The sequence below is a fragment of the Haloarchaeobius amylolyticus genome (assembly GCF_026616195.1).
Classification (GTDB): Archaea; Halobacteriota; Halobacteria; order Halobacteriales; family Natrialbaceae; genus Haloarchaeobius; species Haloarchaeobius amylolyticus.
The window spans coordinates 359,200-384,725 of sequence record NZ_JANHDH010000001.1 but is presented as its reverse complement, the minus strand read 5'-3'; the positions used below and the strand labels follow the sequence as shown (position 1 = coordinate 384,725).

Below are 25,526 nucleotides of genomic sequence, written 5' to 3'. Positions count from 1 at the left end.
GAACCATCTTTCGTGTCAGTAAATAGCTTCAGGTGGCGACAGGCGCACCCGTCAGATGCTCACCCCGAGGTGCCTGTCGCGCACGGATTCGTTCTCGTCCAGTTCCTCTGGCGTGCCCTCGTAGACGATCTGGCCCTTGTCGAGGATGAACACGCGGTCGGCGAGTTGGCTCGCCACCGCGACGTTCTGCTCGACCAGCAGGACCGAGATGCCCTCCTCGTTCAACTCGGTCACCAGGTCGGCGACGCGTTCGACGATGATGGGCGCGAGCCCCTCCGTCGGTTCGTCGAGCAGGAGCAGGTCCGCGCCGGCGACCATCGCCCGGGCGATGGAGAGCATCTGTTGCTCCCCGCCGGAGAGGTCGGCGCCGCGGCTCTGTTTGCGCTCGCGCAGGTTCTCGAAGGCGTCGAGCTGCCAGATGTCCTCGACGGAGCGCCGGTGGGCGGTGTCGCTGCCGCCGAAGCGGCCCATCCGGAGGTTCTCGGTGACGGTCAGGCCGGGGAAGACCCGGCGCTCCTCCGGGACGAAGCCGATGCCCTTCCGGGCGACGTCCTCCGCGGACGCCTCGGTGATGTCCTCGCCCTGGTACCGGATGGCACCCTTCGACGTCTCGACGACGCCGACGATGCTCCGCAGGGTGGTCGTCTTGCCGACGCCGTTGCGGCCGACCAGCGAGACGACCTCGCCGTCCTCGACGTCCATGGTGACGCCGGAGAGCACCTCCGTCTCCCCGTAGCCGCCGTGGACGTTCTCCAGTTCGAGCAGGCTCATACCACACCACCGCCGAGGTAGGCCTGCTGGACCTCGTCGTTCTCCGCGACCTCTTCTGGTGCGCCGGTCGCGAGCTCTGAGCCGCGGTTCAGGACCGTGATGCGGTCGGATGCGTTCATGACGAGTTCGATGTCGTGTTCGATGAGCAGGACGGTCCTGTCCGAGAGGACGTCCCCGATGAGTTCCATCGTGGCACGGGTCTCGTCGGCGCTCATGCCCGCGGTGGGCTCGTCGAGCATGACGAGGTCCGGGTCGGTCGCGAGCACGAGGCCGATCTCCAGCCGGCGCCGGTCGCCGTAGGCCATCGCCGAGGCGCGCTCGTCCCCGCGGCCGTCGAGGCCGACCCGGGAGAGCACGTCGTCGGTGCGCTCGTTCAGGTCGGGGAACGAGTCCTTGTTGCCGAAGAGGTTCTGGACGGGCGAGCGCTCACCGACGGTCGCCTGTGCGGCGAGTCGGACGTTCTCGCGGACCGAGAGGCCCCCGAAGACGTTGGTGATCTGGAACGAGCGCCCGATGCCCTTCTTCACGCGCTTGTGGGGTGGGAGCCGGGAGACGTCCTCGCCCTGGAAGATGACCGCCCCCTCGCTCGGGTACAGCGCCCCCGAGACGAGGTTGAACAGGGTGGTCTTCCCGGCGCCGTTCGGGCCGATGATGCTCCGGAACTCGCCGGCCTGGACCTCGATGGAGAGGTCGTCCGTGGCAACCAGCTCGCCGAAGCGCCGGGTGAGCTCACGCGTCTCGAGCACGGGGTCGCCGGTGTCGAACGAGTCGGTCGCGTCGTGTGCGGTCGCCATCAGTCACTCACCTCCGTGGGTTCGGCGTCGGGAGAGCCACCTTCCCCGCCGGACATCGCCTGCTGGCGCTGCTTGATGAGCGACGGCACCGAGACGAGGCCGCGCGGGACGAAGATGACGAACAGGACGAAGACGACGCCGAGGACGCCCTGCCAGTAGCCGATACCCTGTTCGAGCAGCAGCTCCTGCAGCGAGATGAACCCGGCCGCCCCTATCATCGGGCCGTACAGGGTCCCCATCCCGCCGAGCAAGGTCATGACGATGACCTCGCCCGAGAGGAGCCAGTCGAGGAACCCGGGCGACGCCCGACCCAGCGTCTGGGTCGCGCGCAGGCCGCCGGCGAGGCCACCGAGGGCCCCGCTGACGACGAACGCCCGGCGCTTGTACGCGGTCGTGTCGTAGCCGAGGAACGACGCGCGCTGTTCGGACTCGCGGATGGACTGCAGGACGCTCCCGAAGGGGGCGTCGATGAGGCGGCGAGCCACGAAGTACGAGACCACGACCAGCACGAGCACGACGTAGTAGTTCAGCATGATGTCGCCGAGCAGGGCGACGTTGCCGAACTCGGGCCCGGACGTGAGTCCGTAGTACAGCTCGCCGGCCCCGATGCCGTCCTCACCCTGCGTGAGCGGCGGGATGGTCGGGACGCCGATGGAGGCGAGGAACGGGTTGATCTCCGCGCGCAGGCCCGGCATCTTCACCGTCAGGCTGGCGAACAGTTCGGCGAACGCCAGCGTGATCATCGAGAAGTAGACGCCGGAGACCCGGATGGACAGGTACCCGACGACCCACGCGATGAGTGCCGCGACGAGGATGCCGACCAGGAGCGCGATCCAGACCGACGGGAGCAGGTACAGCGCGAACAGCACCGTCGCGTACGCGCCGACCCCGTAGAACAGGACGTGGCCCAGCGACACCAGGCCGGTGTAGCCCATCACGAGGTCGAGACTGAGCGCGAACAGCGCCCAGATGAGGATGTCGACGAGGAACGTGTTCACGAAGTACGAGCCCCAGAGGTTCCCGATGCCGAGTGGCGCCAGGAACAGCAAGGCGACGACGCCCCCGCCGAGCAACTTCCGTTGCTGTGGCGTGAGCAGGCCGCCGCCGGCGCCCGTGAGCAGGTCGCCACCGGACTCGCCGGGGTCGTGCCACTCGGGGCTGCCGAACAGGCCCTGCGGGCGGACCAGCAGGACGCCGATCATCAGCAGGAAGACGACGAGCCCCTCGAGGAACGGGAGTTGCCAGCGTACCAGCGTCTGGACGACGCCGACGAGCAGGCCACCCGCGACCGCGCCGCGGAAGCTCCCGAGGCCGCCGAGCACCACGACGATGAACGCCGGGATGATGACGCCGGCACCCATGCCGGGGTCGACCGACTGCCGGCCGGCGAGGATGACCCCGCCGACGGCGGCCAGGAACGCCCCGAACGCGAAGACGAGGGTGTAGTAGCGGTCGATGTCGATGCCGAGGTGACGGACCATGTCGCGGTCCATCGAGCCGGCGCGGACGACGAGCCCGAACCGGGTCTTCTCGAGCACCAGCCACGCGCCGGCCGCGACGACCGACCCGGCGATGATGACGAAGTAGCTGTACAGCTGCTTCTGGAAGCCGAGGATGGTGATGGTCCCCGAGAGCGCGCCGGTGTCGAGCGTCCCGAGGGACTGTGTCCCCCATATCAGCTCGATGGCGTCCACGAAGATGAGCACCAGCCCGAACGTCAACAGGATGTGATACAGCGGGTTGCGCCCGTAGAGCGGCCGGATGGTCAGCCGCTCCATCGCGCCGCCCAGGACCGCCACCGCCAGTGGCGCGACCAGCAGGGCCACCCAGAAGTTGCCGATGCCGGCCGTCGAGAGGGCGACGGCGAGGTACGCGCCCAGGGCCAGCAACTCGCCGTGGGCGAAGTTGATGACGTCCATCACGCCGAAGATGATGGACAGACCCGCGGCGAGGAGGACGTACACCATCCCGACGGTCAGCCCGTTGATGAGCTGGTCGAGGATGGCTGCACCTGAGACCAGTGGTAGCGTCGACATCTTAGAGCGAGCACTCGGTTTCGTCGCAGGGGATCATCGCGTCCTTGCCCTCGACCTTCTTCAGCAACTCGACGTCCGCCATCTCGCCCGACTCCGGTTCGACACACTTGCCCATCCAGGTCGGGTTGAGCGCCTGGTGGTCGCAGGCCCGGAACTGGTTGGTCCCGAGGATGCTGTCCATCTCGAGGCCCTCGAGCGCGTCGATGACGTCGTCGACGTTGGTCGAGCCGGCCTCCTTGACGCCCTCGGCGGTCATCATGATGGACTGGTAGCCGACCCGGGCGAAGTTGTCCGGGACCGCGTCGTACTCGCTCTTGTAGGCGTCGACGAAACTGTTGTTCTTCGGGTTGTCGATGTCCGCGACGTAGCGGACGCCGCCGTAGGTCCCGTACGCCTTCGGGCCGAGTGCGCCGCGGACGACCTGGAAGGTCATCGTCGGCGCCATGATGTCGACGTTCTCCGTGAGGCCGCTGTCGACGGCCTGGCTCACGAACGAGATGAGGTCGCCGCCGGTCATCCCGAGGACCACGACCTCGGCGTCGGAGTTGTCGATCTGTGAGATGTACGAGTCGAAGTTGCTCGCCCCGAGTTCGGACTTGGAGGTGCCGACGACGTTGACGTTCGAGTCGGCCTCCTCCATGCGCATCTGGACGCGGTTCTGGACCGAGGTCCCGTAGGCGTAGTCCGCGATGTGGAACCAGACGTCCGTCCCGAGGTTGTTGACCGTGTACTCGGAGACGGCCTCCGCGATCTGTGCCGTGTTGGTCTCGGCACGGAAGACGTACTCGTTACACCCACTCCCGGTGATGGGCACGGCGGCCCCACCGGGGTTGTAGATTACCTGTTCGTCCTTCGCGAGTTCGTTCAGTGCGAGCGCGACGGAACTGGAGATGGCCCCCATGACGAAGTTGGCGCCGTCCTGTTCGACCGCCCGGCGGGCGGCCTGTACCGACGCGGTGTCCTCCGTCTTCCCGTCCTTGTACACACCCTCGATCTCGAAGTCGAAGTCCTCGGACTCCTGGAGCGTCTTGATGGCCAGCTTCGCACCGTTGCGCTGGCCCGGCGCCAGACCGCTGTATGCGCCGGACATCGGACTGACGACACCGTAGGTCAGTGTGTCGTCGGTCCCGCCTGCGCCGCCGATGTTACCCAGACAGCCGGCGAGGCTCAGTGCACTGCCGCCCGCTGCAAGCTTCAAGAACGCGCGACGAGACCCGATGCTCGTCTCTTTATTCCGACCCGAAACCAGATGGTCATTGTTTCCCCGTGCCATGGATGATTCATTATTAAAAATAGGGTAAAGCCGTTCGCCCCTGCATAGACGGGGTTTATATATGGGCTCGGCGAACACATCAAATGGATGCAAGGCTTGTGTCTTGCGAAAACGCCTAGTAGGTGGTTCTCAGTTGGTGCCCCCGACCGCCCCGACTTATAGCGTATCCGACTGTTGACTGTTGGCGGGGTTGGTCACCAGATGCGAAGACGGGGCGACGATTCGACGCAGCGTTGGCAACGACTGGCGTCCCGAGGACGCCATGGAACCACCAGTTATCACGTTACTCGGTGACGCGGTAATCCTTATCATATCGCGTCCCCTACAGAGACCATCATGACAACCTCGACAGAGTACGAGTGTCTGAGTTGCGGTCTCCGGACCGAAGACCCCGACGAGAACGAATGCCCGAAGTGCGGTGGCGAGCTTCGGAACGTCTCCCTTCCCCGGGAGTAACCAGGGTCGGGATTCTTACTATTCTGCCGCGACGGCGTCCTCGCTCCCCATGTAGACGACGGCGACGAGGGCCAGTCCGAGCACCAGCGCACCGCCACCCACGGCCATCGCCATCCCCTGGCCGCTGACGGAGTTCGCGAGGGTGAGGACGCCCGCGACGACCGCCCCGCCGCCGAGACCGACACCGAAGCGGTCGAGGAAGCCCGCCCTGGCGGGGCCGTCGGCGGGGTCCGTGGTCGCCTCGCGCTCCTCGCGGAGGTCCTCGACGGCGTGCCGGAGGTCGGCGAGGTCCTGCTCCGTCGCGACCGACTCGCGGAGGTCCGCGAACCGGTCCTCGGTGACGACCCGTGATTCGAGCGCGTCGAGCGCCTCGGCGGTCGCCAGCCGGTCTTCGAGGGCGGTCAGCTCCTCCCCGGTGAGCATCGAGTCCCGGACGTCGGCGAGGTCGTCCGCCGTGACCAGTTCCTCGCGCAGGGAATCGAGGTCCTCCCCGGTGACGACATCGGCCTCCAGGTCGTCGAGGCGCGCCGAGAGCGACGAGTGCGAGTCGCGGAGGTCGGTCACCGCGTCGGCGTCGGCGGTGGCGGCCGCGACGTCCTCGAGTCGGGTCGCCAGTTCTGCGAGGTCCTCGGTTGTCACGGGGTCGCCATCATCGAGTTCGGCCTCGACCGCCGCGACTGACTCCTCGAGGGCGTTCAGGTCGGCGCGGAGGCGCGAGACGTCACCGGCGAGGTCGTCCAGGTCGTCCGCGTCCGGGGTCGCGGCCGCCTGCTCCTCGAGACGCTCGCGGACCGACGAGAGGTCGGACTCGAGGTCGGCGACCGCGGCGTCGGTCTCCTCGACCGCGTTCTCGACTGCCGAGACGGTCTCGGCGTCGGGCACGTCCTCCTCGAGCGCGTCGTCGAGGGTCGCCAGCTGGGTGGCGAGCGAGTCGACCTCGTCCCTGACGGCCGCGACCTCTTCCCCGACGCTGTCCACGTCCTCGGTGACGCGCTCCTCCACCGTCTCGACCTCGTCCTCGACGGTCGCGGTGCGTTCCCGGAGTGCGGCGACCGTCTCGGCGTCGGCGCTGCCCGCTTCGAGGTCGGCGAACGACTCCTGCAGGTCCGCGATGGCCATGTCGACCTCCAGCACGTCCGACCGCAGCGCCTGCAGGTCCTCGTCGGTCGCGCCCTCGTCGGCGAGGGTCTCGACCCGCTCGGCCAGCGCCGCGAGGTCCTGCGAGAGCGAGGCGACCTCGTCGGTCTCGGCCGCCGTCTCGGCGAGGCGGTCCAGCCGGTCCCGGGCGTCGGTGAGGTCGGCGCGGACCGCATCGACGCTCTCGTCGACCGATTCGAGGTCGTCGGCCAGCGAGTCGGTGTCCTGCTCCAGTGCGTCGACTGCCGACTCGACCTCGTCGATGCTCGCAGCCTGTGTCTCGCGCTCCGTGGCTGCCTCGTCGGCCCGGGACGTCAGCGACTCCTGGCCGGCCTGCAGCGTCTCCACGTCTGCCCGGACGTCGTCGACCGACGCCGTCACCTCGGCCACGTCGGCCGCGAGGTCGTCGGTGGTGGCGGCGGATGCATCGAGGGCGGCCAGGTCGTCCCGGAGCGAATCGAGGTCCCCGGCCACGGAATCGAGGTCGTCGGTGGTGGCGGCGGATGCATCGAGGGCGGCCAGGTCGTCCCGGAGCGAATCGAGGTCTGCCGCGGCCGTGTCGAGGTCCTCGCGGATGCTGGCGATCTCGTCCTCGCGGTTGCCGAGACGCTCGAACATCTGCTCGATGGCGCGGTTCGAACTCTCGCCTTCGGGGTCGCCACGTGCCGGAGGCGGGGACGTGTCGTTCGTGCCTGCCGCGGCTGTCGCCGTCGTACTGGCACTCGCGGCAGTCAGCGACTGCTGGCTGTCCTCGCCGGCGTCACCGTCTCCGGATTCCTCCTCCTCGCTCGCCGCGATTCCCTCGTCACCGTCGACACCCGACTCTGCGGCGGCGAGGGCTCCCAGCGCCGCGCTGTTCGCGGGGTCATCGGCCAGTCGTACGTCGTCGACCGAGAAGGGAAGCGGGGCCGCGTCGAGTTGCGCGCCGAGGAGCATCTCCATGCCGGGGACGCTCCCGCTACCGGCGACGACGACCGTCGCGGCGACCCCGGACTGCAGGTCGCCCTCGTCGGCCTCGCGCTGGATGGCCGCCGACACGTCCGCGAGGAGGTCGTTGTAGGCGTCGGCGAGTGCACCCTCGACGCCGTCCGAGCTGGTGTCCAGCCCGAGGGTGAACTCTTCGCGTGCGTCCGCGACGGCCTCGACCGACTCGCCGGATTCCGCGGCGGCCTGCTCGACGAGCCAGTCGCGGCCCTTCCCCAGCGAGAACCCGAGGACCGGGACGCCGTAGAACGCCAGACAGACCGTCGTGACGGCGGGGCGGACCGCCACGCCGAGGCCGGTGTAGTTCCCGTCCGAGAGCGCGTCGTAGAGGACCGCGAGCCCGGTGTTCACCGGCGTCGGGTCGTAGCCTTCCCCGGAGAGGCCCTCGGCGACGGCCTCGCGGTGGTCTGTCGTCGGTTCGTCGGCGTCGAGGAATCGCCCCGGCGTGGTGAAGCAGACGGCCTCACCCTCGTCGCCGGCGAGCACGTCGTCGGCCAGTGCGCCGATGAGTGCGGCGTCGTGCTCGCGGGGAATCACCACGTCGTTGGAGAAGAGCGGTTCCGGGTCGGCATCGGTCGCCTCGGCGACCGTCGACGCGTCCCCGCCCAGGACGAAGACGGTGTCGTCGCGCTCGATACAGCAGAGGTCGGCCGGGTCGAACCCGGCGTCCGTGAGTGTCGCGGTCGGGACCGCGACGACCGACGCCCCGGCCGTGGTGAGCGTCGCGTCGCCGTCCCCGGCCCGTGCAGCAGTCAGCACCGCCGTCCCGATGTCGAGTCCAGCCACCATGTCGAATCAATCGTTCCCCCGGTTGTCGGCCATCTGTCTTGGTGTTTGTGTCGGCAAGATAGTACGATAGGTGCCGGGAAGGCGGTCGCTGCTGCGATTTCGGCTCGATATCCCGGACCGGCTGGTCTGCGTCCGTAATCCGCAGACGGATGCTGGCGTCGGTGACCCGACCGCACCACGCCCTCCCCGGCCGACTCCGTCCGTTCCGCGTTCGCTCCACTCCAGTCCTCCCTCGCGCGATTCGAATCGCGGTCTCTCTACCGGTCGACCGACTCGTCAGCACGCGCCACCACACCAGACAAGAAGCAGTCGTCGCGGGAGTGTCCGAGGAGCTCGAATCGACTCCGTCAGACCGGGTCCAGTCCCGCTTCCTCCCGCAGCACCTCGATGTACTTGCGGAAGCCGGATTCGAGGTCGTACTGCACCTCGTACCCCGTATCTTCCTGGAACTTCGTCATGTCCAGACGCTGGGTCCAGGGGAGTTCGCCCTCGTCGGAGACCTCGATGTCGGCGTCGGGCATGATCTTCTCGACGGTCTCGGCGGCCTCGCGGATGGTGGCGAGCTCGCCGCGCACGTTGTAGACGCGCTGGCTGAGCTCTTCGTCGGGGGTGAACGCGGCGAGACGGAACGCCTGGGCGATGTCCTCGACGTGCTGCCAGTCGATCTCCTGGTCGCCGTACTCGACCGAGAAGGACTCGCCGACGGCGGGCTTCTCGATGATGTTCGCGAGGAAGGCGCTTCCCCCAGTTTCGCGGTAGGGACCGTAGGCGACGGTCGGTCGGATGGCGACGTGGGACAGGTCGTGGTCCTCGTGGTAGACGCGGGCCTGGTGCTCGTTGTACTCCTTGGTCGCGCCGTAGAGGGTGTCCGGGTAGACGAGGTCGTCCTCGGAGACCCACCAGTCCGAGCCGTCGTCGTAGTTGTGCGGCGGGGCGTACACCGCGGCGGAGGACGCCCAGGCGACGCGCTCGACCTGGTCGTCGAGGGTGCGCGCGGCCTCGAAGATGTTGTTCGTGCCCTCGATGTTGACCTGCATCGCGGCGCGGGGGTTGTCCCGCGCCGTGTTGGTCAGCAGGGCCGCGAGGTGGACGATGTGGGTCGTGCCGGTCTCCTTGACCGCGCGGACCACGTCTGTCGAGTCGCTCACGTCGCCGCGGCGGATGGTCACGTCGTCGGCGATACCGAGTTTCGAGAGGATGCGGTCGTCGGTCGAGAGGTCGTAGGCGACCACGTCGTGGCCGTGGTCGACCAGGTCCTTCGCGACGTAGGAGCCGATGAAGCCCGTACCACCGGTGACGAGTACCGTGCTGTCTGCCATGGTCGCAAATTCTGCCACAGGTCGCAAAAACCTTCCCGTCGCCCGGTGGCGACCCACCGCTGACGGACCCCAAGATTGAGGCCCTGGCGACGTGACCCACCACCATGGTAGAGGCTGGCGAACACTACCGGCCGCCACCCGACAGCGACCATCCGGCGGGCGTGTACCGGGTCGTCGGACGGGCCGACGACCGGGTCACCCTGCTGCGGGTCGGCGACGCGGCCGAGAACCGCGCCGTGACGGGCGAGGTGGTCCACGTCTCGCACGAGGCACTCGCGCGGTTCGAGTCGGTGCGCGAGCCCCGGACCGGGCTCGCCGGCTTCGTCAGGAACGTCGGGCAGGGCCTCGTCTGGTCGGTGCGCGGCGTCTTCCAGCGGTGAGACAGGCCGCGAGGCGGGCCGAGACGCAGGTCGAGAACGTTTCGTCCCTCTCGCAGAGGAATCGACGCACGCCCGCCCAGAGGTTCTCCGATGTTGACAGCTCAGCACGAATTATCAAGAGGGAGACGGTCGAACCGTGACCCGTGGCCGAACACGACGTCGATACAGACACGCTGCTGGGGGAACTCGACACCGCCGAGGAGGGCCTGTCGAGCGACGAGGCGGCGAGACGGCTGGAGGAGTACGGACGGAACGAGTTCGTCGAGGGCGACCGCCGGAGCGTCGTCGACATCTTCGTCGCCCAGTTCGAGAGCGCGCTCATCTGGGTGCTGATCGCGGCGGCCATCGTCGCCGCGGTGGTCGGACACGGCGTCGACGCCGCGCTCATCACCGGCATCGTCGTCCTCAACGGCATCTTCGGGTTCGTGCAGGACTACCGGGCCGAGGAGAGCCTGCGCGCCCTGCGCGAGCTCGCTGCGCCGACCGCGACCGTCCTCCGGGACGGCGAACAGGTCGAGGTGCCGGCGCCCGAGGTCGTCCCCGGCGACGTACTGGTACTGACGGCGGGCGACGCGGTCCCGGCCGACGCCCGGCTCCTGCGGGCGAGCGACCTCGCGGCCGACGAGGCCGCGCTCACGGGCGAGAGCCTCCCGCAGTCCAAGGAGACCGGCGTCCTCGACGCCGACACCGCGGTCGCCGACCGCGACAACCTCGTCTACAAGCAGACGACCGTCGTGCGCGGGTCCGGGCGCGCGGTGGTCTACGCGACCGGGATGGACACGCAGGTCGGGGCCATCGCGGCCGAGCTCGGGACCGTCGAGAACCGCGAGACGCCCCTCCAGGAGGACCTCGACAGGTTCGGCCGGCGCGTCGGCCTCGGCGTGCTCGTCCTCGCGACCATCATCGGCGGCGTGCTCGTGGCCGGCGGCGCGAGCCTCCTCCGGGCGGGCCTCACGGCCATCTCGCTGGCGGTCGCCGCGGTCCCGGAGGGGCTCCCGGCGGTGGTCACCCTCACGCTCGCGCTCGGGGTCCGCCGGATGGCCGACCAGAACGCGCTCGTCCGCGAACTCCCCGCGGTCGAGTCGCTCGGGTCGGTCGACGTGGTCGCCACCGACAAGACCGGGACCGTCACCGAGGGCCAGATGACCGTGACGAAGGCGTGGGTCCACGGCCGCGAGTTCGCCGTCGAGGACACCGACCTCGACCACGAGCGCGAGCGACTCCTGTTCGAGATCGGCGCGGTCTGCAACGACGCTACCGGCGAGAACGGCGACCCGACCGAGGTCGCACTGGTCGACTCGGCGGCGGCGGTCGGTCTCGACCCCGGGACCCTCCGCGAGGAACGCCCCCGGACCGACGAGATTCCGTTCTCCTCGGAGCGCCGGCGGATGGCGACCGTCCACGACGACCGCAGTTTCGTCAAGGGCGCTCCGACGACGGTCCTCGAACACTCCTCGCAGATTCTCACCGAAGACGGGCCGGTCGACCTCGACGAGGCGACCCGCGAGCAGGTCCACGAGATGGCCGACGGCTTCGCCGACCAGGCCCTTCGCGTGCTGGGATTCGCCTACGGCGACCCGGCAGACCCCGAATCCGACCTCGTGTTCGTCGGCCTGCAGGGGATGCAGGACCCGCCCCGGCCCGAGGTCCGCGGCGCCATCGCGGAGACGCGCGACGCCGGCATCGACGTGAAGCTCATCACCGGCGACAACCGCCGGACCGCGGCCGTCATCGGCGAGCAGGTCGGGCTCTCCGGCGAGGTCGTCACCGGCAACGACATCGACGCGATGGAGGAGGGCGACCTCGACGAGGCGGTCGAGACCCACGACGTGTTCGCCCGCGTCCTCCCCGAGCACAAGGTCGCCATCTGCCGCGCCCTGCAGGCGAACGGGCACACCGTCGCCATGACCGGGGACGGCGTGAACGACGCACCGGCGCTGAAACACGCCGACGTGGGCATCTCGATGGGCGAACGCGGGACCGAGGTCGCCAAGCAGGCCTCCGACCTCGTCCTGCTCGACGACAACTACGCGACCATCGCCCGGGCCATCCGGAACGGCCGGACCATCTTCGACAACATCTGGAAGTTCGTCGCCTACCTGCTGTCGGCCAACGCCGCGGAGGTGCTGCTCGTGTTCATCGCCTCGCTGTACGGGCTGCTCATCCTGCCGCCGGCACAACTGCTCTGGATCAACCTGCTCACCGACGGCCTGCCGGCGGTCGCCCTCGGCGTCGACCCCGAGAGCGGCGACGTGATGGACCGGCCGCCTCGCGACCGGAGCGAGGGCATCCTCGACCCGCAGATGCGCCGGACCATCGCCGGGCTCGGCCTCTCGTCGACCGTCGTCATGCTCGGGCTCGTCTACTGGTTGGTGACGAGTGGCAGCACGACCGAGTACCTCGTCACGATGGTGTTCACCACCTTCGTCGTCGTGGAGTTCGCGAAGCTCTACGTCGTGCGGTGGATCCCGGGCCACCCCGAGCCGAACCGCTGGCTCGCCGTCGCCGTCCTCGCCTCACTCGTCTTGCAACTGGCGGTGCTGTACGTCGGGCCGCTCCAGCGCGCCTTCGACGTCGTGCCCCTGACGCTCGCGGACTGGGGCATCGTCGGCGCGACGACGCTCCTGACCGCGATTCCGATGGTCGGCGTCGTCTGGCTGCTCAGGAAGCGCGCACCCGGAACCGGGAGGCAGGCGGTCGGGGAGGCGCGGCCGCAGCAGGCCGACTGAGTTCCCCCCTGTCTGGTCGCTACTTCTTACCGCGGCCGGGGTGGTCGTCGTCGGATCTCCCCTTCCCGCGGCTTGGGTGACCATCGCCCGACGTTCCTTTGCCGCGGCCGGGATGGTCGTCGTCGGATCTCCCGTTGCCACGGTCCCCGAGCTGGAGAACGGTCTCGGTCGAGGTCTCCCGGCGGACGTCCCGGTGGTCGAACAGCAACTGCTTGTACTCGAAGTCGACGAACATGTCCAGCTGGTCGTCGTAGTGCTCGCTCTCGGTCCCGTCCGGGGCGACGTAGCCGGAGTTCCCCGGTGGGAGGACGTTCTCGGCGCGGGGGTCGTCACCGAGGCGGACGAAGTGGTTCTCGGTGCCGCGGTTCATCCAGGGCATGTCGCCGGCGTCGCCGACCCCGATGGGCATGCCGAACAGCGCCATGTTGTCGAGAGAGTCGATACGTGCCGGCTCCCGCCACGAGTCGACGTCGCTGCCGTAGTCTCTTTCGAGGTCGTCACAGGCCTCCCGGAAGGCGTCGACGAAGGCCTGTTCGGCCCCGTCGCTCGCGTAGTCGGCCGCGAGGTCCAGTTCGGTCTCGTCGGGGTTGAGCACCCGCATCAGCGTCCCGCGGCCGTACCGGTAGGTGAGGAAGAACGAGGCGAGACCGTACGCCCCGCCGAACTCGTCCGCGAAGACGTTCTGTGTGACCTTCGAGAAGGCGGCGTCCCAGACCACGTAGCCGACGGGATACAGGCCGGAGAAGTCCTCGCCGGCACCCTGTCGGTAGTGGTCCCACCCGGCGACCGCGTCGCGGGCGGCCTGTTCGGTCTCGGTGAGGTCGGCGCCTTCGAGGGCGTCGAGGAGGGCGTCGCGGTACCGGATGCTCCGGAGGTCGGCGAACGAGATGTCGTAGACCACGTCCTTCAGGTCGTCGTAGCCGACCGACCCCGTGGTGTCGAGTTCGTGCTCGACGAGGTTGATGATGCGCTGGACCCGGTGGTCGGTGCCCCAGGAGTAGCTGAGGTCGCCGTTGTTCCAGTCCGGGGCGGGCTTGTTGTTCCACTGGGCCGAGTACCCCCGCGGCGGGTTGATGCTGTAGGGGACCTCACCGTCAGCGGCCCGGAGGTAGTCGTCCTCGGTGAGTTCGTACTGCGTGCCGTCGGCCGGCAGGCGGGTGTCCCACTCGACGGATTCGGCGTCGGGGTAGCGCCCGAGGTGGAAGTAGCCGATGTCGCCGTCCTCGCCGGCCCACATGAAGTTCAGGGCGTAGTCGCACTGGCGGGCCGCCTCGCCGTACTCCTCGACGGACTCGGCGAACTGGGACTCGAAGAACGCCGCCCACGAGTTCATGTCCCGCCCGGCGTAGGACTTCGTCTGCGCGATGGCCTCGCCTGCCTCGGGGTTCCACTGGGTGACGACGCCGTGGTGGGTCCGCCGGAGCGTCACGGTCTGGTCCGCGCCGTCGGCGACCGGGATGGTCTGCTCCTCGGCGTACACCTCGCGCTCCTCGCCGCGGAACTCGTAGGTGTCGGGGCCGTCCTCGTGGGTCTCGATGGACTCGACGAACGTCTGGATGCAGTTGTCGATGCCGGCGGTCGAGGTGAACGCGCCGTTGCGATTGCGCCCGAACATGATGAACGGGTAGCCGGCGACCGTGATGCCCGCGACGTCGAAGTCCGGGCCGTGGAGGCCGGCCTCGTACATCACCGACGGCGTGGAGAAGCCCATCTGCGGGCCGCCCATGAGTATCGCGTCGCCGCTGTCGGTCACCTCGCCCTGGACGGCCAGCGCGTTGCTCCCGTACTTGATCGGCAGGCCGAGGTCGTCGAGCCCCTTCGCGAGCGTCCTGACCCGGTCCATCTCGGCCTCGTGGACGCCTCGCGCGTCGGTCGGGACGCGGGTCTCGCCGCCCGTCACCCGGTTCGTCGGCTGGTTCTGCTCGCCCGTCGCGCCGCGTTCGTTTCCTGCTGCGGCCGTCGCGCCCGCACCGGCGTCGTCCCCGGCCGGGGTGTACGGCGGCACGTAGGCGTCCTCGGGCTGGACGCTGGAGGTCGGCGAGCCGGGGTCGTTCCCCCAGTTGAGGTCGTGGAACAGCTCCATCGCGCGCTCCTCGCCGACCTGCCCTCCGAGGATGTCGACGACCAGCGCGCCCAGGGTCTCCAGCTGGAACCCGCTGAAGAAGGCCATGCTGGCGACGTACATCCCCGCCACGTCCTCCTCGGTGAACGGGTCGGGCTCGAAGCCGTTCTCGACGAACCCCCGGTGGAACTCGCGGTCCCCCTCGCGCACCGACTCGATGTAGCGGTTGATACCCGAGGCGAACGCCTGGAGGATGGCCCGGTTGTCCGGGTCCATGTTCTCCAGTTGCTCGGGCAGCGTCGTCTCGGTGAAGGTGTTCTGGCGGGCCGCAGCGTCGAACTCGACCCAGTCCGCCCCGAACACCTCGGCGACCGTCCCGTGGTAGTACCGCCGGTAGAGTTCGAGCTGGAACAGGCGGTCCGTGGCGACCGCGTAGCCGAACCCGAAGAACACGGGCGGCCGGCCGTCCGCGTTCGGTGCGTAGATGTGCGGTACCCCGTAGCCGTCGCGCCGGATGGTGACCGTCGTCGGGTCGCGCTCGTCCCCGCCGTAGGCGAGCGTCGTCTCGCTCGCGACCGAGGCTGCGGCCAGGCCGGTCCCCGCTCGGAGCAGGTCGCGGCGCGAGACTGTCCCCCGTCCATGGCTGTCACTGTCTGCCATACATCTGCTGACTGACCTGTGTCTTGTATAGCCGACCCCCGCTCTATGGCCGTTTTTTACGAACTGGTTGTCCTATAATGTTGTTCGTACAACAGGAATCTGGGGCCCGTTCGGCCGCACTCGGCGTCGCTCACCTCAGAGACGGTTCGCGGTCGACTCGACCCAGCCAGTCACGAAGAGGACGCCGCCGATGGCGACCGGCCCGAGCCCGAGCAGGGCGACGGTGCCCGGCAGAGATGTCCCGAACCCGTCGAAGACCAGCGAGCCGGCCGTGACGCGAAGCAGTGGCTGGTAGGGGTCCGGCGGGCTCACCGCCCAGAGCAGGGTCCAGCAACTGCCGAGGAGGAGAAACAGGAGTCCGAACACCGCCCGCCCGTTCATACCCGGTCCACGACGACGGGCGAGAAGAAGCTACTGCCCGGGTGCGGGCGGCGATCCACCTACTCGTGCAGGCCGCCGACCTCGGCGTAGAACGAGGACTGCAGCGTCTCCGCCATGTCCTCCTCGCGGTCGATGCGCACGTCGAGGACGGTCGGCACGTCCGCGGCCTTCGCCTCCTCGAGTGCGGGCACGAGGTCGGCGGGCTCGGTGACGTGCTGGCCCCGGCCGCCGAGGGCCTCGGCGACCTTGACGAAGTTGGTGTCGTGGAACTCCACGCCGGGGATGGAGTCGTCCATCTGGCGGACCATCCCCAGACTCGTGTCGTTGAGCACGACGAACGTCGGGGCCACGTCGTGGTCGACCGCGGTCTCGACGGCGGTCATCGTCATCGTGAAGCCGCCGTCGCCGGCGACGCAGATGGCGTCCTTGCCGAGGAGTGCGGCCGTCACCGCGGCGGGGGCCGCCCAGCCCATCCCGCCGACGCCGCCGGAGCCGAAGTACGTCTCCGTATCGGGCGTCTGGAGGTAGTTCAGGAGCCAGAAGCGGTTGTTCCCCGAGTCGGCGGTGACCACGGTGTCGGAACCGACGACCGACTCGATGGCCTTGCAGGCGCGCTGGGGCTTGATGGGGACGTCGTCGGACTCGCACTCGGGCACCGCGAAGTCCTCGCGGGCCTCGGCGGCGCGGTCCAGCGCCCACTCGTTGTCGGCGGCGCCTTCGGTCGCCAGCGCGGCCAGCGACTCCGCAGCGTCACCGATGAGGCCGACGTCGGCGGGGTAGACCCACCCCGCGTTCCGGGTGTCGATGTCGGCGTGGACGATGGTCTGTTCGTCCGGGCGGATGAACGACTCGGCCTGCCAGTTGGTGTCCATCGGGTTCATCCGGCAGCCCACCACGAGCAGCGTGTCGGCCTCGGAGACGACCTGGTTCGCGCCCTCGTGGCCGAACGAGCCGATGACGCCGGCGGCGCGCTCGTGCGTCTCCGGGATGGTCGACTTGCCGAGGTAGGACGTGGTGACGACCGCGTCGTAGGCCTCGGCGCAGGCGACCAGTTCGTCGTAGGCGTTCGCGGCGTGGACCCCGTTTCCGGCGAGGATGACGGGACGCTCGGCGGTCTGGAGCGCCTCGACCGCGTCGACCACGTCCGAATCGGTCGGCTGGGACTGCCAGTTGCGGACCTGGCGCTCCTCGTCCCACACCGCCGGGGTCGAGTCATCGGGGAACTCCTCGGAGACGGCGTCCCCGTCGAGGATGACCGCGGTGGGGCCGGGACGGCCGGCGGTCGCGTGCTTGAACGCCAGCTGGAGCGACCGGACCGTCTCCGTGGGCGTGCGCGGGAACCACCACTCCTTGGTGACCCCGTCGAGGATCTTCGGGAGCGAGAGCCCGCCGTAGTCGCCGCGGGACTGCTGGTAGGGCGCCAGCGTGGAGTAGTCGCCGCGCTCGGAGGCCTCGGTGATGGCGACCATCGGGGAGGAGGCGAGCCGGGCCTCCATCTGGCCGATGTTCCCGAGACTGCCGATCCACGGCCCCTGCCCGGCCAGCACGCCCGGCTTGCCGGTCATGCGGCCGTAGGACTCGGCCATGACGCTCGCCTCGCGCTCGTCTCGCGGGCGCACGACCCGAATCTCGGGGTGCTCGGACAGCTCCTCGAACACCTCGATGACGCGGCCGCCGGGGTAGCCGAAGACGAACTCCGTGTCGAGGGCCGCGAGCCCCTCGACCACGCGTCCGGCCGTCTTCATGCGTCGTCGTCGAGCTGGACCGTCTCCTCGACGTACAGCGTCGGCCCCTCGTCGGGCTTGGCGAACGTCTCGAGGTCGGCCATGACCTCCTTGCCGACCTCGGAGTCGAACGCGGCCTTCAGGTCGCCCATGTCCTCGAAGTACAGTTCGACGATGCCGTCGTACTCGCTGTGCTCCGGGCTGTTCGGGACGCTCGTGACGTACTTCTTGGCGTTGGGCAGGTCTTTCGCGAGCGGGACGTGCTCCTCGTACCAGTACTCGACGAACTCCTCGTGGGTCAGGTCGTCCGCGCGGACCAGCAGGTTCACCAGTTTTATCATGACAGTAAAAAACGACGGGCGGCGAGGCCTTGGTTGTACCGGTGCGGCCGGTTCTGGACGCGGGGAGGCCGGGGCGGTGGAGACGGCTCAGCCCCGGTCGTACGTGCCGGTGAGGCGCGTCTCCGCGATCTGTGCGTCCCGGATGGCGCTGCGGACCTCGTCGCCTGCCGCACCGCCGGCCACGTCCAGGTCGCTGTCGCACGCGTAGAGCGTGAACCGGTAGGTGTGCGCGCCGTGGGCCGTCGGCGGGCAGGGCCCGCGGTACCCGACCGAGTCGAACCCGTTCTCCCCCTGCCGGGCGTCGCCCAGCGAGGGGACCGTCTCGCCGTGGGGGACCTCCTCCGGGAGGTTCACCGTGTCCGGCGGGAGGTTCCACAGCAGCCAGTGGTCGAAGGTGCCGCCCGGTGCGTCGGGGTCGTCGACGACGAGGGCGAGGCTGGCGGTCTCCTCGGGGATGCCGCCGATGGTCAGTTCGGGCGAGACGTCCGCACCGTCGCAGGTGTACCGGGCGGGAATCGACGCTCCCTCGTCGAACGCGGTGGCTTCGATGGCGAACTCGCTCGCGGCTCTGGATGACATTGTCGTACCTGTGGTAGTTGGCGTTCTGGTGGCTGTCCGCCGGGTCTGCGTCGGCGCCCCGGGACCCCCGAGACACCCTGCGACGGCGGTGAGTCCACTGCCCACGACGAGCAGTGCCGCACGTCTCGTCGCCATACCAGAGTTACGGTAGGTGTCGCCAAGAGCGTGGGGGCTTATATATCCCGCAACGGAACGTCAGGACATGACGAAGCTTCGCAAACCCACCGCCCGCAGTTGCGAGCGGTGCGGCCGGAAGGAGGCGTGGAACGACGAGGTCGAGTCCTGGCGCATCGTCGACGACGAGGTCGGGAACCCCTGGTGCATCCACGAGTGGGACATCGACGGGACGTTCAACCCGATAGAGGAGTAGCGAGACCCCCGAGAGCGGTCGGGGAGCGAAACGACCTGGTCCGGAGTCGGGGAACCACCGACGCCGACGGAGCCTTTTCGTGCCCGGCCTCGAACCATCGCGCATGCCGACCGTCTACATCACGGCGCCGCCGGACGAGGCCGGCCGCATCGCCAGAACGCTCGTCGAGGAACGCCTCGCGGCCTGCGTCAACCGGGTCCGCTGCCGGTCGACGTACCGCTGGGAGGGCGAGGTCCACGACGACGACGAGGAGATACTGCTGGCGAAGACGACCGACGCGGGCTACGACGCGCTGGTCGCGCGTGTCCAAGAACTCCATCCCTACGACGTGCCGTGCATCGAGCGGTTCGACGAGGCCGACGTGACCGACGCCTTCGGCTCGTGGCTCGCGGAGTCGGTCGAGTGACGTGGGGTCACCGGGCTCTCCGGTGCGCGACGACGGCCCCGGTTCCGCGGTTCCAGTGGACCCACGAAAAGTAAGGGTTAAAAACGCCGCGAGACACCGGTCACATATGGCTGGAACTATCGAAGCGCTCGTCCCGGGCGGGCAGGCCAACCCTGGCCCGCCGCTCGGCCCCGAGCTCGGTCCGACACCCGTCGACGTGCAGGAAGTCGTCAACGAGATCAACGAACAGACCGCCGCGTTCGACGGGATGGAGGTCCCCGTCACCGTGGAGTACGAGGACGACGGCTCCTTCACCATCGACGTCGGTGTCCCGCCGACGGCCGCGCTCATCAAGGACGAGGCCGGATTCGAGACGGGCAGCGGCGAACCCCAGGAGAACTTCGTCGCCAACATGACCATCGACCAGGTCAAGAAGGTCGCCAAGCAGAAGCAGACCGACCTGCTCTCGTACGACCTGAAGAACGCAGCGAAGGAGGTCGTCGGGACCTGCACCTCGCTGGGTGTCACCATCGAAGGTGAGAACCCGCGCGAGTTCAAGGAGCGCCTCGACAGCGGCGAGTACGACGAGCAGTTCACCGAGGAATAAGCCGACTTCTCTTCGCTTTCTCCCCGTGGCTAGCGGTCGCGCCGGTCGGCAGGGCCGCGTCTCGTCAGTACCCGAGCGAGTCGTCGAGCAGTCGCCCCGCCAGCAGCAAGGCGACCCCGATGCCGACGGCGAGCGCGGCCAGCATCGTCACGGTGAGGCCGGTGCCCGAGGCCGCGAACGCGCCGCCGCCGTGGGCCGGCCGGAGCGTCTCGAGCGCGCCGGGAGCGACCGACGCGACACCAAAGTAGCACACCGTGACGAGGATGGCGATGGCGCCGGTCCCGAGACCGAGCATCGATGCCACGTCTTCGACGTTCAGGAGCCGATGTGCGGCTCGTTCTCCGATGTCGTCCAGTCGGAGCCGTGCCAGTGCAACGGCGACCAGTGCTGTCCCCGCGAGTACCTCCACGCCCAGGCCGAACAGCCCGAGCAGCACGACCTTCGGTGACGCGACCGATGGGTCACCGACCGCCAGCTCCGGGGGTGCCGCGAGGGCCAACGGCAGGATAGCTACCAGCGAGGCGGTAATCACGCCCTGGTGAGTCAACTTCCGCGCGAGCGACCCGGAGAAGAAGCTATATCGGCTGACGCGGAGCCGTTCGTAGGTGTTTCCATGTACTATCGCTTTCGAGATATGATCGTCTACTCTGTCGTTATTGTCTCCCATCGGTCCGTTCTCACCCGGTGTTCTCACCCTCGTTGGGATTGTGGTCAGAAGACCGCGCAAGGACAAAAATTCACTGGTCCGGCGGGTGATTCCTCGCTGACGGGTTCACGTCATATCCTCTAACCATCCGCCGAGACAGTCCCACCACCTATCAATTAGCGAACTGTTAGCTATGCCTGTACGTTCCGTACAGTGCGTGTAATGGCGCAAGTTGGAGCTGAATCACTCTGGTTGCTGATCGGTACCATCGGAATGACCATCGGGACACTGTACTTCGTGGGTCGCGGCCGCGGTGTCACCGACAAGAAGATGCAGGAGTTCTACATCATCACCATCTTCATCACGGCCATCGCCGCCGCGATGTACTTCCTGATGTATACCGGGTTCGGGGTCACCACCGTCACCGCCGGTGGCGAGGAACTGACCATCTACTGGGCCCGCTACGCGGACTGGCTGTTCACCACGCCGCTGCTGCTACTGGACCTCGCACTCCTCGCGGGTGCGAGCCGTAACACCATCTTCACGCTCGTCGGCCTCGACGTGTTCATGATCGGGACCGGCCTCATCGCCGCCCTCGAGACGACGCCCGCCTACCGCATCGTCTGGTGGGGCATCAGCACCGGTGCGCTGCTCGTGCTGCTGTACTTCCTGGTCGGCACGCTCTCGAAGCAGGCCAAGACGAAGTCCCCGCAGGTCCAGACCCTGTTCGGCCAGCTCCGGAACATCATCATGGGCCTCTGGCTGCTGTACCCCGTCGTCTGGCTCATCGGTACCGAGGGAACCCTCGGTATCCTGCCCCTGTACTGGGAGACGGCCGCGTTCATGGTCCTCGACCTGAGCGCGAAGGTCGGGTTCGGGATGGTGCTGCTCGGCAGCCGCTCCATCCTCGAGGACGCCGCCGGCGTCACCCCGAGCGAGCCCGAGCCGGAAGCCGACGTGGCGGCCTGAGCCGCCACGCGGTATCGACGGTTCCCCACGAACCACCGACGATTTTTTCGCCCCGGTCATCGGGACCGAATGACACGAAACGCCCGGCACGTGAGCGAGCGCGCCGGTTCGCGGGTCGCGTGCGGGTTCGCTTCGACGGCTTTAAGTTTCCACTGGGCCACCGTCCGGACGAGACAGGCTTTTGCCTGTTTCACTGACCCGTAGGAGCACTACGCGTACTACGGAGGTGAACGATGGCAGACCAGGACATAGTAGACGCAGTCTCTCGCGCTCTCGAGGACGCACCCGAGCGGAACTTCCGCGAAACGGTGGACCTCGCGATCAACCTGAGAGATCTCGACCTTAACGATCCGTCACAGCGTGTCGACGAGTCCGTCGTCCTGCCGTCCGGAACCGGCCAGGAGACCCAAATCGTGGTCTTCGCCGAAGGCGAAACCGGCCTTCGCGCAGAAGACGTCGCTGACGAGGTATTCAGCGGCGACGAACTGGCCGATCTGGGCGACGACGACGACCGCGCAAAGGACCTCGCCGACGAGACAGACTTCTTCATCGCGCAGGAGGACATGATGCAAGACGTCGCTCGTCATCTCGGTACCATTCTGGGTCCACGCGGTAAGATGCCGACCCCGCTCGGCCTCGACGAAGACGTCGTTGAGACGGTGAATCGCATGAAGAACACAGTGCAGCTCCGGAGTCGTGACCGGCGGACGTTCCACACTCGTGTCGGTGCAGAAGACATGAGTGCGGACGACATCGCCGACAACATCGACGTCATCATCCGTCGCCTGCACGCCAACCTCGAGAAGGGCCCGCTCAACGTGGACTCCATCTACGTGAAGACCACGATGGGCCCCTCGGTGGAGGTGAACGCCTGATGAGCGCAGAAGCCGAACGCAAGACCCAGAACCTTCCGCAGTGGAAGAAGGACGAGGTCGACGAGCTCGTGGACATCATCGAGTCCTACGAGTCCGTCGGTATCGTCAACGTCGCCGGCATCCCGAGCCGGCAGCTGCAGGCCATGCGTGCGGACCTCTACCCGGACACGCAGCTGCGGATGAGTCGGAACACGCTGCTGACGCGTGCACTCGAAGAGGTCGACGACGGCATCGAGGTGCTCACCGAGCACATCGAGGGCCAGGTCGGCCTCATCGGGACCGACGACAACCCGTTCGCACTGTTCAAGATTCTGGAGGAGTCGAAGACGCCCGCACCCATCAACGCCGGGGAGGTCGCCCCGAACGACATCGTCATTCCGGAAGGCGACACCGGCGTCGACCCGGGTCCGTTCGTCGGCGAGCTCCAGCAGGTCGGTGCGGCAGCTCGCATCATGGATGGCTCCATCCACGTCACCGAGGACTCCAACGTCCTCAGCGCTGGAGAGGAAGTTTCCGAACAGCTCTCCAACGTCCTGAGCGAACTCGGCATCGAGCCGAAGGAAGTGGGTCTGGACCTGCGCGCCGTGTATTCCGACGGCGTCGTGTTCGACCCCGAGGACCTCGACATCGACGTGGACGCCTACCGCAGCGACGTCCAGACCGCAGCGGCTCGCGCACGGAACCTGTCCGTGAACGCGGTGTACCCGACGGCTCAGACGGCCCCCACCCTCATCGCGAAGGCGACGGGCGAAGCCAAGAGCCTCGGCCTCTACGCCGCCATCGAGAGCCCGGACCTCGCGGACGACCTCGTCCGCAAGGCCGACGCGCAGGTTCGCGCGCTCGCGGCCAACATCGACGACGAGGAGGCACTCCCGGAGGCGCTGCGCGGCGTGTCCGCGCCCGCGGCCCCCGCCGAGGAGACCGCCGAAGACGAATCGACTGACGACCAAGACACGACCGAGACGGACACCGACGCCGACGCCGCCGACGAGGAAGACGACGACGACGGCGACGAGGAGGACGGTGCAGCCGGTCTCGGAAACATGTTCGGATAATTAACAATGGAGTACGTTTACGCAGCACTCATCCTGAACGAATCGGGCGAAGAGATCAACGAAGACAACCTGACCGCCGTGCTCGACGCAGCTGGCGTCGACGTGGAGGAGTCCCGTGTGAAGGCGCTCGTCGCCGCACTCGAGGACGTCGACATCGACGAGGCCGTCGCAGAGGCCGCTGCCGTCCCCGCGGGCGGTGCAGCCTCCGGTGGCGCCGCCGGCGGTGCCGACGAGGGTGGCGACGAAGGTGGCGACGAGGAAGAGGTCTCCGACGTGCCGGACACGACGGACGAAGACGAGGGCGAGGAAGAAGACGAGGACGCCTCGGGCGAGGGCCTGGGCAACCTCTTCGGCTGAACTCGCACGCCACACACCAGCAACGATTTTCTTTCGACGCAACCGGGTAGCGACGGCGTCGTGACCGACACCGACGACGACCGTCCAGTGGCGACGCCATCCTTTAAATCCGAGACCGCGGCCAGAGTCGGCGATGGCCACGCCCGAGACCGACCTGTTCCTGCTGGCGTCGGTCGTCGCCGGTATCGCGCTGGGGACGGCGAGCGGGCTGACGCCGGGACTCCACGCGAACAACTTCGCGCTGTTGCTGGCGGCCGTGGCGCCCGCGGTGCCGGCGCCGCCGACGGTCGTGGTCGCCGCGATGCTCGCGGCCGGGGTGACACACACCTTCCTCGACGCGGTGCCCGCACTGGCGCTGGGGGTGCCGGACGCGGCGATGGCGGCCTCGGCGCTGCCGGGGCACAGATTGGTACTGGCGGGGCGGGGCCGCGAGGCCCTACGGCTGTCGGTGCTTGGCAGCGCCGGGGCGCTGGTCGTGTCGGTCCCGGTGGCGGTGCCGGCGACCGCGGCGATGACGGCGGCCTACCCGACCATCCGGGCGCACCTCTCGCTGGTGCTGGCCGGCGTGGTGGCGCTCACGCTGGCGACCGAGGTGACGTGGCGCGCCCGTGGTGGCGGGCTGGTCGTCCTCGCGCTGGCGGGTGGGCTCGGCGTGGTGGCGCTCCCGCTGGAACCCAGGGCGCCGCTACCGGCCAGCGTCCTGACCCCGCTGTTCGCGGGGCTGTTCGGCGCGCCGGTCCTGCTCGACGCGCTGGAGGGCGCCGGGGTTCCGCCACAGGACGGCACCGGCCTCCTGCTCGCGCCCCGGTCGGTAGCTCTGGCGACGGCCGCCGGGGCCTGCGCGGGTGGGGCCGTGGGCTACCTCCCGGGCGTCTCCAGCGCCATCGCGGCGACCGCGGCACTGGCGGTCCTGCCGGGCGACGCGGGCGACCGGGGCTACGTCGTCGCAACGAGCGGGGTGAACACGGCGAACTCGATATTCGCACTCTTCGCGCTCGTGGCACTCGGGACGCCCCGGACCGGGGTGCTGGTCGCGGTGGACAGGGTCGGTGGGGCGCCGGCGCTCGGCACCGCCCTGCTCGTCGTCGTACTCGCGGGAGCCGTCGCCACCGGGCTGGTCCTCACGGTCGGGGACCGCTACCTCTCGGTCGTGGGTGCGCTCGACCCACGGCGGCTCTCCGTCGGCGCGCTGGTGCTGCTCACCGGGCTCTCGTGGCTGTTCGCCGGCGGCGTCGGACTGCTCCTGTTCGTGACCGCGACCGCCATCGGACTGGTCCCGCCGCGGCTCGGAACCCGGCGCGTCTACTGCATGGGTGTGTTACTCGTTCCACTGGCGCTGTGACCGGAAAGACAACCGTTAAAACCAGCCGGACGGAAAGCCACGGTATGAGCGATTCCGAACAGCGTGCCCGGCGACGGTGCGTCTCCTGTGGGATCAACATCTCCGGGACGAACGCCGCCGCGTTCAAGTGCCCCGACTGCGGGACACAGATCTACCGGTGCGCCAAGTGCCGAAAGCAGAGCAACCTGTACAACTGCCCGAACTGCCAATTCGAGGGTCCGTAACAATGGGAAAAGTCGCCGCCAAGATCAAGGTAATGCCGAACAGCCCCGACATCGACCTCGACGAGCTCCAGGAGCGCCTGGAGAGCTCGCTCCCCGAGGGTGCGAAGATCAACGGCGTCGAGCGTGACAACGTCGCGTTCGGCCTCGTCGCCCTCTTCCCGACCGTCATCGTGCCCGACGACGCGGGTGGCACGGAGGCAGTTGAGGAGGCCTTCACCGAGGTCGAGGGCGTCGAGTCCGTCTCCGTCGAGAACGTCGGCCGCATCTGAACTGGCCGAACC

Annotated in this window: 25 protein-coding genes; 13 read left to right on the top strand and 12 right to left on the bottom strand. The window is 68.4% G+C overall.

All coding sequences use genetic code 11. The features are described from left to right. Positions 1–51 precede the first annotated feature (51 nt). From NOV86_RS02005 to NOV86_RS01990, 4 genes are read right to left on the bottom strand one after another with little or no spacing between them, the layout of a single operon-like run. Positions 52–771, bottom strand: coding sequence for an ABC transporter ATP-binding protein (locus NOV86_RS02005; RefSeq protein ID WP_267639552.1), 720 nt, complete (start codon positions 769–771; stop codon positions 52–54). Further along, on the bottom strand, positions 768–1,565 hold the full coding sequence (locus tag NOV86_RS02000) for an ABC transporter ATP-binding protein (RefSeq protein ID WP_267639551.1): 798 nt from the start codon (positions 1,563–1,565) through the stop codon (positions 768–770). Before NOV86_RS02000 ends, NOV86_RS02005 begins: the two co-directional genes overlap by 4 nt. Next, a complete protein-coding gene (locus NOV86_RS01995; protein ID WP_267639550.1) occupies positions 1,565–3,601 on the bottom strand; it encodes an ABC transporter permease in 2,037 nt (678 codons plus the stop codon). Before NOV86_RS01995 ends, NOV86_RS02000 begins: the two co-directional genes overlap by 1 nt. Before the next feature lies 1 nt (position 3,602). Continuing rightward, positions 3,603–4,874, bottom strand: a complete 1,272-nt coding sequence (locus NOV86_RS01990) for an ABC transporter substrate-binding protein (protein ID WP_438266700.1) — start codon at positions 4,872–4,874, stop codon at positions 3,603–3,605. A 336-nt stretch (positions 4,875–5,210) separates the two neighbouring features. Here NOV86_RS01990 and NOV86_RS01985 point away from each other — a divergent pair, with 336 nt between their 5' ends. Further along, positions 5,211–5,330, top strand: a complete 120-nt coding sequence (locus tag NOV86_RS01985) for a rubrerythrin-like domain-containing protein (RefSeq protein ID WP_267639548.1) — start codon at positions 5,211–5,213, stop codon at positions 5,328–5,330. Between the two features lie 18 nt (positions 5,331–5,348). On the opposite strand, the gene NOV86_RS01980 is transcribed toward NOV86_RS01985, so the two are convergent. Next, positions 5,349–8,240 (bottom strand): disk-shape morphogenesis protein volactin, encoded by a 2,892-nt coding sequence (locus tag NOV86_RS01980; protein WP_267639547.1) that lies wholly within the window; start codon positions 8,238–8,240, stop codon positions 5,349–5,351. Positions 8,241–8,587: 347 nt separating this feature from the next. Next, the gene (locus NOV86_RS01975; RefSeq protein ID WP_267639546.1) at positions 8,588–9,559 is read right to left on the bottom strand and encodes an NAD-dependent epimerase/dehydratase family protein; all 972 of its coding nucleotides are present in this window, start codon (positions 9,557–9,559) and stop codon (positions 8,588–8,590) included. A 104-nt stretch (positions 9,560–9,663) separates the two neighbouring features. On the opposite strand from NOV86_RS01975, the gene NOV86_RS01970 reads away from it, so the two are divergent. Further along, positions 9,664–9,939: a hypothetical protein gene (locus tag NOV86_RS01970; RefSeq protein WP_267639545.1), complete on the top strand. Its 276-nt coding sequence runs from the start codon at positions 9,664–9,666 to the stop codon at positions 9,937–9,939. A 143-nt stretch (positions 9,940–10,082) separates the two neighbouring features. Then, complete coding sequence (locus NOV86_RS01965; RefSeq protein ID WP_267639544.1) at positions 10,083–12,668, top strand: cation-translocating P-type ATPase; 2,586 nt, start codon at positions 10,083–10,085, stop codon at positions 12,666–12,668. Positions 12,669–12,687: 19 nt separating this feature from the next. Here NOV86_RS01965 and NOV86_RS01960 read toward each other — a convergent pair whose 3' ends face one another. From NOV86_RS01960 to NOV86_RS01940, 5 genes are all read right to left on the bottom strand, one after another. Further along, the gene (locus NOV86_RS01960) at positions 12,688–15,390 is read right to left on the bottom strand and encodes a penicillin acylase family protein (protein WP_267639543.1); all 2,703 of its coding nucleotides are present in this window, start codon (positions 15,388–15,390) and stop codon (positions 12,688–12,690) included. A gap of 135 nt (positions 15,391–15,525) precedes the next feature. Beyond that, positions 15,526–15,771, bottom strand: coding sequence for a hypothetical protein (locus NOV86_RS01955; protein ID WP_267639542.1), 246 nt, complete (start codon positions 15,769–15,771; stop codon positions 15,526–15,528). A 59-nt stretch (positions 15,772–15,830) separates the two neighbouring features. Then, entirely contained in the window at positions 15,831–17,516 is a 1,686-nt protein-coding gene (locus tag NOV86_RS01950) for a thiamine pyrophosphate-binding protein (RefSeq protein WP_267639541.1), read from the bottom strand. Next, positions 17,513–17,836 carry an EthD family reductase gene (locus NOV86_RS01945; protein WP_267639540.1) on the bottom strand — a complete coding sequence of 108 codons (324 nt, stop codon included), beginning with the start codon at positions 17,834–17,836 and terminating at the stop codon, positions 17,513–17,515. The genes NOV86_RS01950 and NOV86_RS01945 overlap by 4 nt, the downstream gene beginning before the upstream one ends. A gap of 87 nt (positions 17,837–17,923) precedes the next feature. Further along, complete coding sequence (locus NOV86_RS01940; RefSeq protein WP_267639539.1) at positions 17,924–18,415, bottom strand: YbhB/YbcL family Raf kinase inhibitor-like protein; 492 nt, start codon at positions 18,413–18,415, stop codon at positions 17,924–17,926. A 202-nt stretch (positions 18,416–18,617) separates the two neighbouring features. Between NOV86_RS01940 and NOV86_RS01935 the strand changes: the two genes are divergently transcribed. The 3 genes from NOV86_RS01935 to NOV86_RS01925 all read left to right on the top strand — a co-directional run bounded on the left by NOV86_RS01935 (position 18,618) and on the right by NOV86_RS01925 (position 19,777). Further along, a complete protein-coding gene (locus tag NOV86_RS01935) occupies positions 18,618–18,785 on the top strand; it encodes an HEWD family protein (protein WP_267639538.1) in 168 nt (55 codons plus the stop codon). Between the two features lie 103 nt (positions 18,786–18,888). Next, positions 18,889–19,191, top strand: coding sequence for a divalent-cation tolerance protein CutA (gene cutA / locus NOV86_RS01930; RefSeq protein WP_267639537.1), 303 nt, complete (start codon positions 18,889–18,891; stop codon positions 19,189–19,191). Between the two features lie 106 nt (positions 19,192–19,297). After that, positions 19,298–19,777 carry a 50S ribosomal protein L11 gene (locus NOV86_RS01925; protein ID WP_267639536.1) on the top strand — a complete coding sequence of 160 codons (480 nt, stop codon included), beginning with the start codon at positions 19,298–19,300 and terminating at the stop codon, positions 19,775–19,777. 64 nt (positions 19,778–19,841) lie between these two features. Here NOV86_RS01925 and NOV86_RS01920 read toward each other — a convergent pair whose 3' ends face one another. After that, positions 19,842–20,444 (bottom strand): hypothetical protein, encoded by a 603-nt coding sequence (locus tag NOV86_RS01920; protein WP_267639535.1) that lies wholly within the window; start codon positions 20,442–20,444, stop codon positions 19,842–19,844. A 201-nt stretch (positions 20,445–20,645) separates the two neighbouring features. Here NOV86_RS01920 and NOV86_RS01915 point away from each other — a divergent pair, with 201 nt between their 5' ends. The 7 genes from NOV86_RS01915 (at position 20,646) to NOV86_RS01885 (ending at position 25,514) form a co-directional block, all read left to right on the top strand. Further along, positions 20,646–21,392, top strand: coding sequence for a bacteriorhodopsin (locus NOV86_RS01915; RefSeq protein ID WP_267639534.1), 747 nt, complete (start codon positions 20,646–20,648; stop codon positions 21,390–21,392). A 233-nt stretch (positions 21,393–21,625) separates the two neighbouring features. Then, on the top strand, positions 21,626–22,267 hold the full coding sequence (locus NOV86_RS01910; RefSeq protein ID WP_267639533.1) for a 50S ribosomal protein L1: 642 nt from the start codon (positions 21,626–21,628) through the stop codon (positions 22,265–22,267). Continuing rightward, positions 22,267–23,322, top strand: coding sequence for a 50S ribosomal protein L10 (locus NOV86_RS01905; protein WP_267639532.1), 1,056 nt, complete (start codon positions 22,267–22,269; stop codon positions 23,320–23,322). Before NOV86_RS01910 ends, NOV86_RS01905 begins: the two co-directional genes overlap by 1 nt. Before the next feature lie 6 nt (positions 23,323–23,328). Then, positions 23,329–23,679 carry a 50S ribosomal protein P1 gene (rpl12p, locus tag NOV86_RS01900; RefSeq protein WP_267639531.1) on the top strand — a complete coding sequence of 117 codons (351 nt, stop codon included), beginning with the start codon at positions 23,329–23,331 and terminating at the stop codon, positions 23,677–23,679. Between the two features lie 133 nt (positions 23,680–23,812). Next, positions 23,813–25,021, top strand: coding sequence for a tripartite tricarboxylate transporter permease (locus tag NOV86_RS01895; RefSeq protein WP_267639530.1), 1,209 nt, complete (start codon positions 23,813–23,815; stop codon positions 25,019–25,021). A gap of 44 nt (positions 25,022–25,065) precedes the next feature. Further along, positions 25,066–25,245: an HVO_2753 family zinc finger protein gene (locus NOV86_RS01890; RefSeq protein WP_267639529.1), complete on the top strand. Its 180-nt coding sequence runs from the start codon at positions 25,066–25,068 to the stop codon at positions 25,243–25,245. Positions 25,246–25,247: 2 nt separating this feature from the next. Continuing rightward, positions 25,248–25,514 carry an elongation factor 1-beta gene (locus tag NOV86_RS01885; RefSeq protein WP_267639528.1) on the top strand — a complete coding sequence of 89 codons (267 nt, stop codon included), beginning with the start codon at positions 25,248–25,250 and terminating at the stop codon, positions 25,512–25,514. Positions 25,515–25,526 lie beyond the last annotated feature (12 nt).

Coding starts and splice junctions, on each gene's coding strand:
- NOV86_RS02005 (WP_267639552.1), bottom strand. CDS start 771: ATGAGCCTGCTCGAACTGGAGAACGTCCACGGCGGCTACGGGGAGACG.
- NOV86_RS02000 (WP_267639551.1), bottom strand. CDS start 1,565: ATGGCGACCGCACACGACGCGACCGACTCGTTCGACACCGGCGACCCC.
- NOV86_RS01995 (WP_267639550.1), bottom strand. CDS start 3,601: ATGTCGACGCTACCACTGGTCTCAGGTGCAGCCATCCTCGACCAGCTC.
- NOV86_RS01990 (WP_438266700.1), bottom strand. CDS start 4,874: ATGGCACGGGGAAACAATGACCATCTGGTTTCGGGTCGGAATAAAGAG.
- NOV86_RS01985 (WP_267639548.1), top strand. CDS start 5,211: ATGACAACCTCGACAGAGTACGAGTGTCTGAGTTGCGGTCTCCGGACC.
- NOV86_RS01980 (WP_267639547.1), bottom strand. CDS start 8,240: ATGGTGGCTGGACTCGACATCGGGACGGCGGTGCTGACTGCTGCACGG.
- NOV86_RS01975 (WP_267639546.1), bottom strand. CDS start 9,559: ATGGCAGACAGCACGGTACTCGTCACCGGTGGTACGGGCTTCATCGGC.
- NOV86_RS01970 (WP_267639545.1), top strand. CDS start 9,664: ATGGTAGAGGCTGGCGAACACTACCGGCCGCCACCCGACAGCGACCAT.
- NOV86_RS01960 (WP_267639543.1), bottom strand. CDS start 15,390: ATGGCAGACAGTGACAGCCATGGACGGGGGACAGTCTCGCGCCGCGAC.
- NOV86_RS01955 (WP_267639542.1), bottom strand. CDS start 15,771: ATGAACGGGCGGGCGGTGTTCGGACTCCTGTTTCTCCTCCTCGGCAGT.
- NOV86_RS01950 (WP_267639541.1), bottom strand. CDS start 17,516: ATGAAGACGGCCGGACGCGTGGTCGAGGGGCTCGCGGCCCTCGACACG.
- NOV86_RS01945 (WP_267639540.1), bottom strand. CDS start 17,836: ATGATAAAACTGGTGAACCTGCTGGTCCGCGCGGACGACCTGACCCAC.
- NOV86_RS01940 (WP_267639539.1), bottom strand. CDS start 18,415: ATGTCATCCAGAGCCGCGAGCGAGTTCGCCATCGAAGCCACCGCGTTC.
- NOV86_RS01935 (WP_267639538.1), top strand. CDS start 18,618: ATGACGAAGCTTCGCAAACCCACCGCCCGCAGTTGCGAGCGGTGCGGC.
- cutA (WP_267639537.1), top strand. CDS start 18,889: ATGCCGACCGTCTACATCACGGCGCCGCCGGACGAGGCCGGCCGCATC.
- NOV86_RS01925 (WP_267639536.1), top strand. CDS start 19,298: ATGGCTGGAACTATCGAAGCGCTCGTCCCGGGCGGGCAGGCCAACCCT.
- NOV86_RS01920 (WP_267639535.1), bottom strand. CDS start 20,444: ATGGGAGACAATAACGACAGAGTAGACGATCATATCTCGAAAGCGATA.
- NOV86_RS01915 (WP_267639534.1), top strand. CDS start 20,646: ATGGCGCAAGTTGGAGCTGAATCACTCTGGTTGCTGATCGGTACCATC.
- NOV86_RS01910 (WP_267639533.1), top strand. CDS start 21,626: ATGGCAGACCAGGACATAGTAGACGCAGTCTCTCGCGCTCTCGAGGAC.
- NOV86_RS01905 (WP_267639532.1), top strand. CDS start 22,267: ATGAGCGCAGAAGCCGAACGCAAGACCCAGAACCTTCCGCAGTGGAAG.
- rpl12p (WP_267639531.1), top strand. CDS start 23,329: ATGGAGTACGTTTACGCAGCACTCATCCTGAACGAATCGGGCGAAGAG.
- NOV86_RS01895 (WP_267639530.1), top strand. CDS start 23,813: ATGGCCACGCCCGAGACCGACCTGTTCCTGCTGGCGTCGGTCGTCGCC.
- NOV86_RS01890 (WP_267639529.1), top strand. CDS start 25,066: ATGAGCGATTCCGAACAGCGTGCCCGGCGACGGTGCGTCTCCTGTGGG.
- NOV86_RS01885 (WP_267639528.1), top strand. CDS start 25,248: ATGGGAAAAGTCGCCGCCAAGATCAAGGTAATGCCGAACAGCCCCGAC.